The organism is Streptomyces sp. NPDC036822, assembly GCF_055609145.1.
Map to the genome: position 1 here is coordinate 268,875 of NZ_JBVJPY010000001.1, position 14,180 is coordinate 283,054.

The 14,180-nt window shown below is 73.4% G+C and carries 16 protein-coding genes; 4 read left to right on the forward strand and 12 right to left on the reverse strand.

Annotated elements, in window-relative coordinates; translation table 11 throughout:
- Positions 1-94: 94 nt before the first annotated feature.
- The 8 genes from hisF to hisD are packed head-to-tail and all read right to left on the reverse strand — an operon-like array spanning position 95 to position 5,859.
- Positions 95-850, reverse strand: a complete 756-nt coding sequence (gene hisF / locus ACZ68P_RS01270; RefSeq protein ID WP_471000781.1) for an imidazole glycerol phosphate synthase subunit HisF — start codon at positions 848-850, stop codon at positions 95-97.
- Entirely contained in the window at positions 847-1,260 is a 414-nt protein-coding gene (locus ACZ68P_RS01275) for a RidA family protein (protein WP_471000784.1), read from the reverse strand. The genes hisF and ACZ68P_RS01275 overlap by 4 nt, the downstream gene beginning before the upstream one ends.
- Positions 1,257-1,988, reverse strand: a complete 732-nt coding sequence (gene priA / locus ACZ68P_RS01280; RefSeq protein WP_471000786.1) for a bifunctional 1-(5-phosphoribosyl)-5-((5-phosphoribosylamino)methylideneamino)imidazole-4-carboxamide isomerase/phosphoribosylanthranilate isomerase PriA — start codon at positions 1,986-1,988, stop codon at positions 1,257-1,259. Before priA ends, ACZ68P_RS01275 begins: the two co-directional genes overlap by 4 nt.
- A 2-nt stretch (positions 1,989-1,990) precedes the next feature.
- Complete coding sequence (hisH, locus tag ACZ68P_RS01285) at positions 1,991-2,641, reverse strand: imidazole glycerol phosphate synthase subunit HisH (RefSeq protein WP_471000789.1); 651 nt, start codon at positions 2,639-2,641, stop codon at positions 1,991-1,993.
- A complete protein-coding gene (locus tag ACZ68P_RS01290; RefSeq protein WP_365715102.1) occupies positions 2,638-2,805 on the reverse strand; it encodes a hypothetical protein in 168 nt (55 codons plus the stop codon). The genes hisH and ACZ68P_RS01290 overlap by 4 nt, the downstream gene beginning before the upstream one ends.
- Positions 2,802-3,395, reverse strand: coding sequence for an imidazoleglycerol-phosphate dehydratase HisB (hisB, locus tag ACZ68P_RS01295; RefSeq protein WP_158986436.1), 594 nt, complete (start codon positions 3,393-3,395; stop codon positions 2,802-2,804). The genes ACZ68P_RS01290 and hisB overlap by 4 nt, the downstream gene beginning before the upstream one ends.
- Complete coding sequence (locus ACZ68P_RS01300) at positions 3,392-4,522, reverse strand: histidinol-phosphate transaminase (protein ID WP_471000793.1); 1,131 nt, start codon at positions 4,520-4,522, stop codon at positions 3,392-3,394. Before ACZ68P_RS01300 ends, hisB begins: the two co-directional genes overlap by 4 nt.
- Positions 4,519-5,859 (reverse strand): histidinol dehydrogenase, encoded by a 1,341-nt coding sequence (hisD, locus tag ACZ68P_RS01305; RefSeq protein ID WP_471000795.1) that lies wholly within the window; start codon positions 5,857-5,859, stop codon positions 4,519-4,521. The genes ACZ68P_RS01300 and hisD overlap by 4 nt, the downstream gene beginning before the upstream one ends.
- 174 nt (positions 5,860-6,033) lie before the next feature.
- On the opposite strand from hisD, the gene ACZ68P_RS01310 reads away from it, so the two are divergent.
- The 4 genes from ACZ68P_RS01310 to ybaK all read left to right on the forward strand — a co-directional run bounded on the left by ACZ68P_RS01310 (position 6,034) and on the right by ybaK (position 10,155).
- The gene (locus ACZ68P_RS01310; RefSeq protein WP_471000798.1) at positions 6,034-7,635 is read left to right on the forward strand and encodes an oxidoreductase; all 1,602 of its coding nucleotides are present in this window, start codon (positions 6,034-6,036) and stop codon (positions 7,633-7,635) included.
- A gap of 235 nt (positions 7,636-7,870) precedes the next feature.
- A complete protein-coding gene (locus ACZ68P_RS01315) occupies positions 7,871-8,896 on the forward strand; it encodes a hypothetical protein (RefSeq protein ID WP_471000801.1) in 1,026 nt (341 codons plus the stop codon).
- A gap of 5 nt (positions 8,897-8,901) precedes the next feature.
- Complete coding sequence (locus ACZ68P_RS01320) at positions 8,902-9,639, forward strand: LON peptidase substrate-binding domain-containing protein (RefSeq protein WP_471000804.1); 738 nt, start codon at positions 8,902-8,904, stop codon at positions 9,637-9,639.
- Between the two features lie 12 nt (positions 9,640-9,651).
- Positions 9,652-10,155, forward strand: a complete 504-nt coding sequence (ybaK, locus tag ACZ68P_RS01325; RefSeq protein WP_471000807.1) for a Cys-tRNA(Pro) deacylase — start codon at positions 9,652-9,654, stop codon at positions 10,153-10,155.
- Positions 10,156-10,213: 58 nt separating this feature from the next.
- On the opposite strand, the gene ACZ68P_RS01330 is transcribed toward ybaK, so the two are convergent.
- From ACZ68P_RS01330 to ACZ68P_RS01345, 4 genes are read right to left on the reverse strand one after another with little or no spacing between them, the layout of a single operon-like run.
- Positions 10,214-10,867 (reverse strand): DUF2567 domain-containing protein, encoded by a 654-nt coding sequence (locus ACZ68P_RS01330; protein WP_471000810.1) that lies wholly within the window; start codon positions 10,865-10,867, stop codon positions 10,214-10,216.
- 34 nt (positions 10,868-10,901) lie between these two features.
- The gene (locus tag ACZ68P_RS01335; protein ID WP_471000813.1) at positions 10,902-11,738 is read right to left on the reverse strand and encodes an ABC transporter permease; all 837 of its coding nucleotides are present in this window, start codon (positions 11,736-11,738) and stop codon (positions 10,902-10,904) included.
- Positions 11,739-11,796: 58 nt separating this feature from the next.
- The gene (locus ACZ68P_RS01340; protein WP_365715242.1) at positions 11,797-12,768 is read right to left on the reverse strand and encodes an ABC transporter ATP-binding protein; all 972 of its coding nucleotides are present in this window, start codon (positions 12,766-12,768) and stop codon (positions 11,797-11,799) included.
- 37 nt (positions 12,769-12,805) lie between these two features.
- Positions 12,806-14,098 carry an NYN domain-containing protein gene (locus tag ACZ68P_RS01345; RefSeq protein ID WP_471000816.1) on the reverse strand — a complete coding sequence of 431 codons (1,293 nt, stop codon included), beginning with the start codon at positions 14,096-14,098 and terminating at the stop codon, positions 12,806-12,808.
- Positions 14,099-14,180: the final 82 nt, after the last annotated feature.

Sequence of the window (14,180 nt, forward strand, 5' to 3'; positions counted from 1 at the left end):
CCGTGTGGGGTGAGCCCCCGCCGGTCGGACCGGCGGGGGCTCGTGCCCGGGATGTGCGTACGGAGGTCAGCGGACCGGGTGCCCCTGACGGAGGTCAGCGGACCGGGTGGCCCGCCTCCCTGAGCGCGTCCTTGACCTGCGAGATCCGCAGGTCGCCGAAGTGGAAGACGGAGGCCGCGAGCACGGCGTCCGCGCCCGCCTCGATGGCCGGGGGGAAGTCGGCGAGACGTCCCGCGCCACCGCTCGCGATCACCGGGACGGTGACGTGCCGGCGGACGGCGGCGATCATCTCGGTGTCGTAGCCGTCCTTCGTGCCGTCCGCGTCCATCGAGTTGAGCAGGATCTCGCCCGCGCCCAGCTCGGCGGCCCGGTGCGCCCACTCGACGGCGTCGATGCCGGTGCCCTTGCGGCCGCCGTGTGTGGTGACCTCGAAGGTCCCGGCGGGCGTGCGGCGGGCGTCGACCGACAGGACCAGCACCTGGCGGCCGAAGCGCTCGGCGATCTCCCGGATCAGCTCCGGGCGGGCGATGGCCGCCGTGTTGACGCCGACCTTGTCGGCGCCGGCCCGCAGCAGCTTGTCGACGTCCTCCGCCGAACGGACGCCACCGCCCACGGTCAGCGGGATGAAGACCTGCTCGGCGGTGCGGCGCACCACGTCGTAGGTCGTCTCCCGGTTGCCGGAGGAGGCGGTGATGTCGAGGAAGGTCAGCTCGTCGGCGCCTTCGGCGTCGTACAGCTTCGCCATCTCGACGGGGTCGCCCGCGTCGCGCAGGTTCTGGAAGTTGACGCCCTTGACGACCCGGCCGTTGTCCACGTCCAGGCAGGGGATCACGCGTACGGCGAGGCTCACGCGCCCTCACCGCCCTGTCCCTCGGGGCGGTACGCCTCGACCTCGACCTCGACGACCAGGCTCGGGTCCACGAACCCGGAGACGATGATCATCGAAGCGGCCGGGCGGATCGCGTCGAACAGCTTCTTGTGGGCGCGGCCGACGTCGTCCACGTCCCGGGCGTGGGTGATGTACATCCGGGTGCGGACGACGTGCTCCGCGCCGAGCCCGAGCTGCCCCAGCGCGGCGAAGGCGACGTTGAAGGCGTTGACCGTCTGGTCGTACGGTCCTCCGCCGGCGATCTGCCCGTCGACGATGGAGGTGCAGCCGGAGACCAGGACCAGGCCGTTGGGCAGTTCCACCGCGCGGGAGTAGCCGAACTGCTCCTCCCAGGGGGCGCCGGTCACGACCTTGCGGAGGGAGCCGGTCATACGGACGCCACCGCCTCCAGCGCCTGCTCCAGGGTGAACGCCTTGGCGTACAGCGCCTTGCCGACGATCGCGCCCTCCACGCCCTCGGGAACGAGCCGGGACAGGGCGCGCAGGTCGTCCAGGGACGACACGCCGCCGGAGGCGACGACGGGCTTGTCGGTGGCGGCGCAGACGTTCTTCAGCAGTTCCAGGTTGGGGCCCTGGAGCGTGCCGTCCTTCGCGATGTCCGTCACGACGTAGCGGGCGCAGCCCTCGGAGTCGAGGCGGGCCAGCGTCTCGTAGAGGTCGCCGCCGTCGCGGGTCCAGCCGCGGCCGCGCAGGGTGGTGCCGCGGACGTCGAGGCCGACGGCGATCTTGTCGCCGTGCTCGGCGATGACCTTGGCGACCCACTCGGGGGTCTCCAGGGCGGCGGTGCCGAGGTTGACGCGGGTGCAGCCGGTGGCGAGGGCCGCGGCGAGCGAGGCGTCGTCGCGGATGCCGCCGGAGAGCTCGACCTTGATGTCCATGGCGCGGGCGACCTCGGCGATCAGCTCGCGGTTGTCGCCGGTGCCGAAGGCGGCGTCGAGGTCGACCAGGTGCAGCCATTCGGCGCCGGAGCGCTGCCAGGCGAGGGCCGCCTCCAGCGGGGAGCCGTAGGAGGTCTCCGTACCGGACTCGCCGTGCACGAGGCGGACGGCCTGGCCGTCGCGGACGTCGACGGCGGGGAGGAGTTCAAGCTTCTGAGCCATGATCAGAGGGTCTCGATCCAGTTGGTGAGGAGCTGGGCACCGGCGTCGCCGGACTTCTCGGGGTGGAACTGCGTCGCCCACAGGGCGCCGTTCTCGACGGCGGCGACGAAGGGCTCGCCGTGGGTGGCCCAGGTGACCTTGGGGGCGCGGATGTTGGGGTTGCCGATCTCCAGGCTCCACTCGCGCACCGCGTAGGAGTGCACGAAGTAGAACCGGGCGTCGGCGTCGAGGCCGGCGAACAGCTCGCTGTCCTCGGGCGCGTCGACGGTGTTCCAGCCCATGTGGGGGACGATCGGGGCCTTCAGCGGCTCGACCGTACCGGGCCATTCGTCGAGGCCCGCGGTCTCCACGCCGTGCTCGATGCCGCGCTCGAAGAGGATCTGCATGCCGACGCAGATGCCCATGACGGGGCGGCCGCCGGCCAGCCGGCGGTCGACGATCCACTGGCCGCGAGCTTCCGTGAGGCCCTTCATGCAGGCGGAGAAGGCTCCGACGCCGGGGACGAGGAGTCCGTCGGCGTTCATGGCGCGGTCGTAGTCGCGGGTGATCTCGACGTCGGCGCCGACGTGGGCCAGGGCCCGCTCGGCGGAGCGGACGTTGCCGAAGCCGTAGTCGAAGACGACGACCTTCTTCGGGGTGCTCACAGTGCTCATTCCCAGATCCCCTGAATCCGCAGGACGCCGGCGACCAGACACATCACGGAGGCGATGCTCACCAGCACGATGAGGCCCTTGGGCATGTCCTGCTTGACGAAGGAGTACACACCGCCGGCGAGGAAGAGCCCCACCACGATGAGGATGGTGGAGAGGCCGGTCACAGGGCGCCCTTCGTGGAGGGCAGGATCCCGGCCGCGCGCGGGTCGCGCTCGGAGGCGTAGCGCAGGGCCCGGGCCAGCGCCTTGAACTGGCACTCCACGATGTGGTGGGCGTTGCGGCCGTACGGCACGTGGATGTGCAGCGCGATCTGGGCCTGCGCGACGAAGGACTCGAAGATGTGCCGGGTCATCGTCGTGTCGTAGGAGCCGATCATCGGCGCCATGTTCTCGGGCTCGGTGTGCACCAGGTAGGGGCGGCCCGAGAGGTCGACGGTCACCTGGGCGAGCGACTCGTCCAGGGGGACGGTGCAGTTGCCGAAGCGGTAGATGCCGACCTTGTCGCCGAGGGCCTGCTTGAAGGCGGCGCCGAGCGCGAGGGCGGTGTCCTCGATGGTGTGGTGGGAGTCGATGTGCAGGTCGCCGTCGGTCTTGACCGTGAGGTCGAAGAGGCCGTGGCGTCCGAGCTGGTCGAGCATGTGGTCGTAGAAACCGACGCCCGTGGCGACGTCGACCTTGCCGGTGCCGTCGAGGTCGATCTCGACGACGACGGAGGTCTCCTTGGTGGTGCGTTCGACCCGTCCTACGCGGCTCATGAACTCTGCTCCTTCTTCAAAGCGCGAACCGCATCGAGGAACGCGTCGTTCTCTTCGGGGGTGCCCGCGGTGACCCGCAGCCGGCCCGGTACGCCGTTGTCCCGGACCAGGACCCCGTGGTCGAGGATCTTCTGCCAGGCCGCGTGGGAGCCCTCGGCTCCGTCGAAGCGGCCGAACTGCACGAAGTTGGCGTCGGAGTCGGTGACGTCGAAGCCGATGGCCCTCAGCTCGGTGACCAGGCGGTCGCGCTCGGCCTTGAGCTGTTCGACGTACCCGAGAAGCGTATCGGTGTGCTCCAGGGCGGCGAGCGCGGTGGCCTGGGTGACGGCGGAGAGGTGGTACGGCAGGCGCACCAGCTGTACGGCGTCGACCACGGCGCGGTGGGCGGCGAGGTAGCCGAGGCGCAGTCCGGCGGCGCCGAAGGCCTTGGACATGGTGCGGGAGACGACCAGGTGCGGCCGGCCCTCGAGCAGCGGCAGGAGGGAGTCCCGGTGGCTGAACTCGACGTAGGCCTCGTCGACGACGACGAGGGACGGCTTGGCGGCCTGGGCCGCCTCGTACAGCGTCTCCACGGTCTCCGCCGCGACGGCGGTGCCGGTGGGGTTGTTGGGTGAGGTGATGAAGACGACGTCGGGGCGGTGCCGCTCGATGGCGTGCGCCGCGGCGGCGACGTCGATCGTGAAGTCCTCGTCGCGCGGGCCGGAGATCCAGCCGGTGCCGGTGCCGCGCGCGATGAGCGCGTGCATCGAGTACGAGGGCTCGAAGCCGATGGCCGTGCGGCCGGGGCCGCCGAAGGTCTGGAGCAGCTGCTGGAGGACTTCGTTGGAGCCGTTGGCGGCCCAGACGTTCTCGACGGTGACCGGGTGCTTTCCGGTACGTGTGAGATAGCGGGCGAGCTCGGTGCGCAGCTCGACCGCGTCCCGGTCGGGGTAGCGGTTGAGGCCGCGGGCGGCCTCGGCGACCCGCTCCGCGATCCGGGCCACGAGGGGCTCGGGCAGCGGGTAGGGGTTCTCGTTGGTGTTGAGCTGGACGGGGACGTCGAGCTGCGGCGCGCCGTACGGGGACTTGCCGCGCAGCTCGTCTCTGATGGGCAGGTCGTCGATGCCGACCTTGTCGTACGAGGTCACTGGCCGGGCACCTTCCATCCGAAGCGCGCCTTGAGGGCGGCGCCGTGGGCGGGCAGGTCCTCGGCCTCGGCGAGGGTGACCACGTGGTGGGTGACCTCGGCGAGGGCGTCGCGGGTGTAGTCCACGATGTGGATGCCGCGCAGGAAGGACTGCACGGACAGGCCCGAGGAGTGGCAGGCGCAGCCGCCGGTGGGCAGGACGTGGTTGGAGCCGGCGCAGTAGTCGCCGAGGGAGACGGGGGCCCAGGGGCCGACGAAGATCGCACCGGCGTTGCGGACGCGGTCGGCGAGGGCGGCGGCGTCGGCGGTCTGGATCTCGAGGTGCTCGGCGCCGTAGGCGTCGACGACCGTGAGGCCGTCCTCCAGGTCGCGGACGAGGACGATCGCGGACTGCCGGCCGGCGAGGGCCGGGACGATCCGGTCGTCGATGTGCTTGGAGGCGGCGACCTGGGTCTTCAGCTCGGCCTCGGTGGCGGCGGCCAGTTCCTCGGAGTCGGTGACGAGGACGGCGGCCGCCATCGGGTCGTGCTCGGCCTGGCTGATCAGGTCGGCGGCGACGTGGACGGGGTCGGCGGTGGAGTCGGCCAGGATGGCGATCTCGGTCGGGCCCGCCTCGGCGTCGATGCCGATGCGGCCCTTGAGGAGGCGCTTGGCCGCGGCGACGTAGATGTTGCCGGGGCCGGTGACCAGGTTGACGGGGGCGCAGCCGGGCTCGTCCTCGGTGCCCTCGGTGCCGTACGCGAACATGGCGATGGCCTGGGCGCCGCCCGCGGCGTACACCTCGTCGACGCCGAGCAGCGCGCACGCGGCGAGGATCGTCGGGTGCGGCAGGCCGCCGAACTCCTTCTGGGGCGGCGACGCGATGGCGACGCCCTCGACGCCGGCCTCCTGGGCCGGGACGACGTTCATGACGACGGAGGAGGGATAGACGGAGCGGCCGCCGGGGACGTAGAGCCCCACGCGCTCGACGGGGACCCACTTCTCGGTGACCGTGCCGCCGGGCACGACCTGGGTGGTGTGGGTGGTGCGGCGCTGCTCGCGGTGGACGATCCTGGCCCGGCGGATGGACTCCTCCAGGGCCGCCCGGACGGCCGGGTCCAGCTCGTCGAGGGCGCCGGCGATCGTCTCGGCCGGGACGCGCAGCGCGGCGACGCGGACGCCGTCGAACTTCTCGCCGTAGTCGATCACCGCGGCCGCGCCATGATGCCGTACGTCCTCGCAGATGGGCCGCACCTTCTCCAGGGCGGCTTCCACGTCGAACTCGGCACGGGGCAGCAGGTCGCGCAGCGCGGCACCCTCGGGGAGGGTGTCGTCGCGCAGATCGATTCGAGAGATCACGGGTCAATTCTCTCAGACGCCCCACGGGCGCCGGACGTCCGTATCACTGGCTGATACGAGCCACAGTGGCGTCTTGTCGCCACAGCTGACCGTTAGCGTTCAGTCCGTCACTCAGCGGGAAGAACGGCTGTACGAATCCAGGATTGCGGGTTCGTGGAAAGCGAGGGGGCGGCAGTGACCGAGCCGCACGAGGACGGTATGCCGGACGGTCTCACGGGCCCGGAGCGGTCCATGTGGTGGGCGTTCCGGGTCGGCAGGGCCTGTGACATGAGCGAGGGGGACCCGGCTCTGGACGATCCGTTCGGGCCGCGCCCCTGGGGGGACGAGCGCAGTGTGCGCGCCGAGGTGGTGGCACTGCTGCTGCTCGACGGACCGCCGGCGCGGTCGGGGCGGGTGGCGGCGCTGAAGCTGCGCGGCGTGCGGATATCGGGGGCGCTCAATCTCGCCGGCGGGACGATCGGTCCGTACGTCGAGATGAACCGCTGCCGGTTCGACGAGGAGATCGTGCTTCCGGAGGCGCACTTCGGGACGCTGCGGATGGTGGAGTGCGCGATACCCCGGCTGGAGGGGGCGCGGCTGCAGACCCAGGGCGACCTGCACCTGCCGCGCTGCCGGGTGGAGCGGGGGATCCGGCTCACCGACGCGCAGATCGGCACGGACCTGCTGATCAACCAGATCCAGGTGTGGCCCGACCGGCGTGGGCGGGCGATCACGGCGGACGGCCTGGTGGTGGCACAGGACCTGCAGGCGGAGCTGATCGAGACGTACGGCGAGCTGAGCCTGCGCGGAGCGAAGGTGGGCGTGTCGCTGAGTCTGCGGGGCAGCGTGCTGCGCGGCGCGCAGGAACGACGGGCGCTCAACGCGCCGCAGCTGACCGTGGAGCGTTCGCTCTATCTGAACGCCGCGTGGGTGTACGAGTCGACGGGAAACGCCACGGCCACTCCGCCCTACGGCATCGGGTACACCCCGGTGCGGGGGGCGCGGCGCAAGCCGGTCGAGTGCCACGGCGGGGTGCGGCTCGACGACGGGCGGTTCGGCGACGCGGTGGACCTGCACTACGCCCGCTTCATGCTGAACGGCGCGCGCCGCGAGGAGGTGTCGCTGCGCCGGATCGTCACGCCGGAGCTGCGGTTCAACGGAGAGCGCCCGGAGGAGGGGCGGGTGGTGCTCAACGGCGCCAAGATCGTGACCCTGATCGACCTGTCGACCAGCTGGCCGGGACCCGGCGGGCTCGCGATGGGCGGCTTCGTCTACGAGAACCTGGTGCCGTACGGCCACTTCCCGCTGGCGCGGCGGCTCGAATGGGTGGCCGCGGCGACCCCGGAGTACGCCCCGGAGCCGTACGAACGCCTGGCGACGGTCCTGCGCAGCAGCGGTGAGGACGCGGACGCCCGGGTGGTGCTGCTCGCCAAGCAGCGGCGGCGGCGGGAGACGCTCCCGGTGGCGGGGAAGCTCTGGGGCTATCTCCAGGACTGGACGGTGGCGTACGGCTATCGCCCGGGCCGGGCGGCTCTCTGGATGGCGGTGCTCTGGGCGGCGGGGGCGATCGCCTTCTCCCGCTACGACCCGGTGCCGCTGAAGGCGGAGGAGTCCCCCCGGTGGAACGCCACGCTGTACGCGCTGGACCTGCTGCTGCCGGTGATCAACCTCGGCCAGGAGGGCTACTGGCGGCTGGAGGGCGTCTGGCAGTGGGGGGCGACGGCCCTGATCCTGCTCGGGTGGGTGCTGGCGACGACGGTGGCGGCGGGGGCGTCCCGGCTGCTGCGACGGGGCTAGAGACAGGGCGGGGAGGCGCGGGGCCGGGCGTGTCGGAGTGCGGGGAGACACGCCCGGCCCCGGCGCGGCGCCCGGCCGGATGGAGGATCGGGGGGCGCACGGCACGGATTCCGACCAGGCTCACCCCTTTCTTTACCCTGTCTTGACCTCGGTCAGGACAACTTTCCCGCCGCCACCAAAGCTTCACAGCTCCCCACTGGCGCCGCCCTCACCTGCGGTTTTCAATGGCGGCACCATGTCATTGCTCCGCGCCCTGATCGGCACCGCCCGACTCGTCCGGCACGCGCCGCGGCTCGCCGCCGTCCTGCCGCCGGACGACGACGTGCTGCTCGACGCGCCGGACGGACGGCTCGCGCCGGCGCTGGTCGCCGCGGCCCTGGCGGACCCCGGCCCGGCGGCCAAGCTCCTCGCCACCACCCGGGAGGCCGCCGAGTGGGAGAACCGGGACCGCTATGTCGCCCGGCTGGCCACCTTCGCGTACAACCGCGACGACTGGCTGGCCCGGTGGCTCGCCGCCGCTCCCCGCGATCCGGACGCGCTGCTCGTCAAGGCGCAGCTCGCGATGCGCAAGGCGTGGGACTCGCCGGCCCGTGCCGAACGGCTGCGTGAGCTGGGCCCGATGATCGACGCGGCCGCCGAGGCGGCGCCGCGCGATCCGGTGCCGTGGCGCCTCGCCCTGGACCACGCGCGGGGCACGCATGCCGCGCACACGGAGTTCGAGACGCTGTGGGAACAGGCCGTCCGCCGCTCCCCGCACCACTACGGCTGCCATGTCGCCGCCCTGAAGTACCTCTCGGCCCAGTGGTACGGCTCGCACAGCGAGTGCTTCGACTTCGCCGAGCAGGCCGCCGAGGACGCGCTGCCCGGCTCCCTGATCCAGGCGCTGCCCGCCCGCGCCGCCTTCGCCGAACTGCTCGTCGGCGCCGGCCGCCCCCATGAGGACCGGATCGACGCCGCCGCCGACCGGGGGGTCGCCCTGTCCGCCGCGTACCCGGTCGGCGATCCGTGGCCCGCGGAGGTGCGCAATCTGCTGGTGTACGTCCTGGTCAGGCGCGGGCGGTGGGACGAGGCGCTGGAGGAGTTCCGGCGGCTCGGGCCCTGTGCGACGTCGTTTCCCTGGACGCTGGTGGGCGAGGATCCGCTCGCCCGGTTCCTCGCCGCGCGGGACGCCGTACGCGTCGAAGTGGCCCGTGCGACACCCCTGCGGGAAGCCGGACGGGGACGGGCCGGTCGAGACGGGCCACGCGGCCATTACGCTTGACCGCTGTGACCACCGCTCGCCTGCCTCTCTTCCCGCTCAACGCGGTGCTGTTCCCGGGCCTCGTGCTGCCCCTGAACGTCTTCGAGGAGCGTTATCGCGCCATGATGCGCGAGCTGCTCAAGACCGACGAGTCGGAGCCGCGCCGCTTCGCCGTCGTGGCGATCCGCGACGGCCGGGAGGTCGCCCGGACCGCCCCGGGCATGCCGGACCCGACGGCGCAGCCGGAGAAGGGCCCCGCCGCGGGCTTCGGCGCCGATCCCATCCAGGCGTTCCACCGGGTCGGCTGCGTCGCCGACGCGGCGACGATCCGGGAGCGGGCCGACGGCAGCTTCGAGGTGATGGCCACCGGCACGACCCGGGTCAAGCTGCTCTCGGTCGACGCGAGCGGGCCGTTCCTGGTGGCCGAGGTCGAGGAGCTCCCGGAGGAGCAGGGCGACGAGGCGGGCACCCTCGCCGAGGGCGTCCTGCGGGCGTTCCGCAGCTACCAGAAGCGGCTGGCCGGAGCGCGGGAGCGGTCCCTGACGACGAGTGAGCTGCCGGACGAGCCCTCGGTGGTGTCGTACCTGGTCGCGGCGGCCGCGGTGCTCGACACCCCGGCCAAGCAGCGGCTGCTGCAGGCCCCGGACACGGCGACACGGCTGCGTGAGGAGCTGACGCTGCTGCGGGCCGAGACGGCGGTGCTGCGGCATCTGCCGTCGCTGCCGGCGGTGGATCTGACCCGGGCGCCGACGAGCCCGAACTGACGGAGGAGCCCGGTGGCGAAGAAGCAGAAGAAGCAGGCGAACGGCGGCGGAACCCCCGCGACGGTGGCGCTGGCGGCCGCAGGGACCCCCTTCACGCTCCACGCGTACGACCACGACCCGGCGTCGCCGTCGTACGGCGAGGAGGCGGCGGAGGCGCTGGGCGTCTCCCCCGACCGGGTCTTCAAGACGCTGGTCGCGGACGTGGACGGCGAGCTGACGGTCGCGGTGGTCCCGGTCGCCGGACAGCTGGACCTCAAGGCCCTCGCCTCGGCCGTCGGCGGCAAGCGCGCGGCCATGGCCGACCCGGCCGCAGCCGAACGCACCACGGGCTACGTCCGGGGCGGCATCTCCCCGCTGGGCCAGCGCAAGCGCCTGCGCACGGTCCTCGACGCCTCGGCCTCGGACCACCCGACGATCTGTGTCTCGGCCGGCCGCCGCGGCCTGGAGGTCGAACTCTCCCCCGCGGACCTGGCCGCCCTGACGACGGCCGTACTGGCCCCGATCGGCCGCGGATAGCGGCGGTCCCGCCCGTGGGACGGGGCCGCCTCGGCTCCGTGCCCGGCGCGGGAGGCCTTCAGCCGCGCGCGGGCGGAGGCGTCGAGGACGGCGGGGGCGAGGCGGGCGACGGGGGCCACTCCGGCTCCGGGTCACGGGGGCCGAAGAGCGCCGTCATCCCCAGGTGGACGGCCGTCGCGGCCAGCGGCCACGCCAGGATCGCGCCCTGCCACATCTCCAGCTTCAGCGGCGCGTCGAACACCACGTTCGGGCCCACCGCCTTGGCGTGGGCCACCACGTCGTGCGTCGGCCCCAGGTACGTCCCGACGCCCCACCCGAGCAGCGAGCCCAGCACGCCCCCGACCGCCAGGCCGAGGACCAGCGCCACACCGCCGTGCCGGTGGAAGAGGAAGACCAGGAGCGCCGCGACCGCCCCGAAGCCCACCGCCAGCAGCACGAAGGTGCCGTCCGCGCCGATCGCCGACTCCCCCTCGCTGTCGCGCAGGAAGACCGCCTTGCCGTCCGAGATGAGCGGCACCCGCGGCGCCAGCCACAGCCACAGCGGCCCCAGGGCCGCCCCGACGACCGTGGAGACGGCGGCCACCACGGCGGCCTGCCGCAGCTCCGTCCCCGTGCTCGGCACATCGTCCTCCTCGGGCGACGGCGGGTAGGGCGAGGGCCAGGCGTGGGCGTCGTGCGGAGGCTGGTGAGGCGGTGTCAGGGGTGCGGTCACCCCGCCATCGTGCCAGGTGCCTCGGCGCCTCGCCTCAGCGGACCGCCGCCCGCCGGTACGCCCACGTCGCCGCCGCCAGCGACGCCACGCCCACCGCGCCGCACACCGCGAGGTCGAGCCCGACCGCCGCCCAGTCGGGACGCGGGCCGAACGTCCGGGCCAGCGCCTCCACCCCGTACGTCGACGGCAGCAGATCGCGCGCCCAGCCGATCGGCCCCGGCAGCCGGTCCGCCGGCAGCACGCCGAGCAGCAGCGCCGCCGACATGCCCAGCTGGCCGAGGAGGGTCGCCAGTTCCTGGCGTGGCGCAAGCAGTCCCAGCGCCGCGCCGAGCCCGGCGAGCGCGGCCCCGGCCAGCGGCACCACGGCGGCCAGGATCCACAGGTGCCCGAGGGGCAGCCCGAACAGCACCGAGCCGATGACGGCGGTGACGACCGTCCCGGGCACGGTGAAGGAGGCGTACGCGCCCGCCGCGCCGAGCACCACGGCGGCCGGCGGTACCGGCAGCGTGGCGTAGTGGTCGAGCCCGCCGCCGGCCCGCAGCTGGCCGAAGTACTGCGCGAGCAGGTTCAGCGCGACGAAGGCGACGACGAGGACGGACGAGCCGGCCACCACGGCCCGCGCCTCCTCCCCGCCGTCGACGACCCCCCGCATCAGGACCATGATCCCGACGGACTGGAAGGTCGCCACGAAGAGCAGCGGGATGCGGGAGACCCGGGCGCGCGAGAGCTGCGCGCGGTACACGGCCGCGAGAGCGGGCAGCAGCCGGGCGCGCGGGGCGAGCGGCGCGGCCGCGGCGCCGCCCTCGCCACCGTCGCGGGTCCACGGCGCCGACGCGCCGGTCGGCCGGACCTCGGCGGGCACGATGCTCACTGCGTACTGCTCCTGACCGTCCGGTTCCCTGACTGCACGCACGACTGCACGCACGGATTCACGCCTTCACCAGTCCCTTGGTCTCGCCGCCCAGCGCCAGGTACACGTCCTCCAGGCTCGGCGTCGCCAGTGTGAAGTCGTCCAGCGCCGCGAACGCCGCCCCGCCCGTGACGGCGGCGACCGCCGCCCGGGCCTCGTCCGGGGCGAGCCGCAGGGTCCAGCGCCGGCCGGACTCCTGGGCGGAGGTCCGCAGCGCGGCGACCTCGGGGACGTCCAGCGGGGCGCGCTCGCGCCACACCAGGTCGACCCGCACCTCGCCCGCGACGCGTTCCTTGAGCCCGGCCGGGGTGTCGCAGGCGATGACCCGGCCGCGTTCGAGGACGGCGACCCGGTCCAGTACGGTCTCGGCCTCGATGACGTTGTGGGTGACGAGCAGCACGGTCGTGCCGTGCTCGGCGCGGCGCCGGTCGACGGCGGCCCAGACGGCCCGCCGGGCGACGGGATCCATGCCGGTGGTCGGCTCGTCGAGGACGAGGACCGGCCGCTGACCGATCAGGGCGGCGGCGACGCAGGCGAGCCGCCGCTGGCCGCCGGAGAGCTTCTTCAGGGGGCGCCCGGCCAGCTCGCCCAGACCGAGTTCCTCCAGGACGGCGTCGCGGGCGGCGCGTGCGTCCCGGGCGCTCAGACCGCGCAGCCGGCCGGTCGTCTCGGCGGCGAGCGCGACGGTCAGCTCGTCGAGCGCGGTGGACTCCTGGCCGAGGTAGGCGAGCAGCCGCGCGGCGCGCTCCGGGTGGCGTACGAGGTCGTGGCCGAGCAGCTCCACCGAGCCGGAGTCGGGGCGCATCAGGCCGGTCAGCTGGCGGACGAGCGTGGACTTGCCGGCGCCGTTGGGTCCGAGCAGGCCGAAGATCTCGCCGCCGCCGACGTCCAGGCTGATGCCGTCGGTGGCGCGCACCTCGGGCGTCGCGGGGGTCCCTCGCCTGCCGCGCGCGGCGGGGTACGTCTTGACCAGATCCCGCACCACGCACACCGTACTCACGAGGGATGAGCCTACGGGGTCCGCGGCCCTACTCCCCCGCGGGGGCGTGTTCCGCGGCGGCCCGGACGTCGATCTCGCGCCAGAAACCGGCCCGGATGGCATACCGGTCGTGCTCGTCGATCTGGTCGTCCTTGTGGGCGAGCAGACCGAACCGTGCCGCGTACCGGAGGAGTTCGCCGTCGATGCGGTGCGGGATGCGCGGGTACATCGTGGCGAGCCGCTGGACGTGGCTCTGCTCGGGGAGCCGTTCCATCCAGCGACGCGCGAAGACCTGCCCCACTTCGAAGGGGTCGCCGCCGACGGTGGTGATGTCCTCCTCGCGGTCGGCCCAGCGCTGCTCCGCGCTGGTGAGCTGGGCGAGGGTGGGCAGCGAGGCCGTCTCCGCGGGTTCCCCGAGAGGGCCGCCGGGGCGTTCGATCCAGCCCTTGTCGGAGGACCAGCGCAGCGTGGCGTTGGCCGGGTGGGGGTGGGCGTGGGTCGTGTGGGGATGGGCCGGGGACGCGGGACCGCGCAGCCCGGCCAGGTCCTTGGGGGTCGGGACGCCGGCCTTGCCGGTGGGCGCGGGGACGCCCGGCGCCGATCCGTTCGCGGAGGGGGCGGCGGGCACGGGGGCCGGCGATCCGTTCTGGCCACGGGCGGCCGTGGCCGCGGCCTCGGCCGCCCGTTCGGCGGAAGCCGCGAGGGCCGACTCGGGCAGCGGGGCGGAGAGGATGGCGGCGATCTCGGGGCGGGGCACGGGCGGCGGAGCGCAGATGCCGGTGAGGTCTTTGGCGCGCACGGCGCGGGTGATCCACGCGCGGTCGAGGACCCGGCGCTCGTCCGCCTCGGCGACGAGGTCCTCGGACTGGTTGTAGTCGCCGTCGGCGGCCTGGACGGCCCAGAGGTGGACGGCGACGCCATGTTCCTTGGCGGACATCAGGCCCGGCAGGAGGTCGCCGTCGCCGGTCACCAGGACGACGTCGGAGCAGGCGCGATTTCTGGCCAGTTCGGTGAGTTCGGCGTGCATCGCCGCGTCGACGCCCTTCTGGGCCCAGCGGCCGTCGCTGCGGGTCAGGGCGCCGAGCCGGACGGTGACCCGGGGCATCACGCGCAGGCGGCGGTGTTCGGGCTGGGGCACCCGGTCGGGTGCGCCGTCGAACCAGTAGATCCGGAGCAGGGGCTGTTCGGTGTCGGCCTCGGCCCGGTCGCGGAGGCCCTGGATGAGGGCGGCGTGGTCGACGGTGATCCGGGAGCGGGCCGGTTCCCCGGCGAGGAGGCTCGCGGCGGCGCCCAGCAGATAGCCGGCGTCCACCAGAACGACGCAGCGGTCCACGTGTTCCACCCTCTTTCGGGAACCTCGGGATCGGAAGTTGCTTCGGATTTCCTTCGAGTCTGCCCGACGGTCGGGAGGTTGACGGCCGGAA

Excerpts from the sequence above, each read along its gene's own strand:
- ACZ68P_RS01275 (WP_471000784.1), bottom strand. The coding sequence starts at position 1,260 with ATGACCGGCTCCCTCCGCAAGGTCGTGACCGGCGCCCCCTGGGAGGAG.
- hisB (WP_158986436.1), bottom strand. The coding sequence starts at position 3,395 with ATGAGCCGCGTAGGACGGGTCGAACGCACCACCAAGGAGACCTCCGTC.
- ACZ68P_RS01315 (WP_471000801.1), top strand. The coding sequence starts at position 7,871 with ATGTCATTGCTCCGCGCCCTGATCGGCACCGCCCGACTCGTCCGGCAC.
- priA (WP_471000786.1), bottom strand. The coding sequence starts at position 1,988 with ATGGCTCAGAAGCTTGAACTCCTCCCCGCCGTCGACGTCCGCGACGGC.
- hisH (WP_471000789.1), bottom strand. The coding sequence starts at position 2,641 with ATGAGCACTGTGAGCACCCCGAAGAAGGTCGTCGTCTTCGACTACGGC.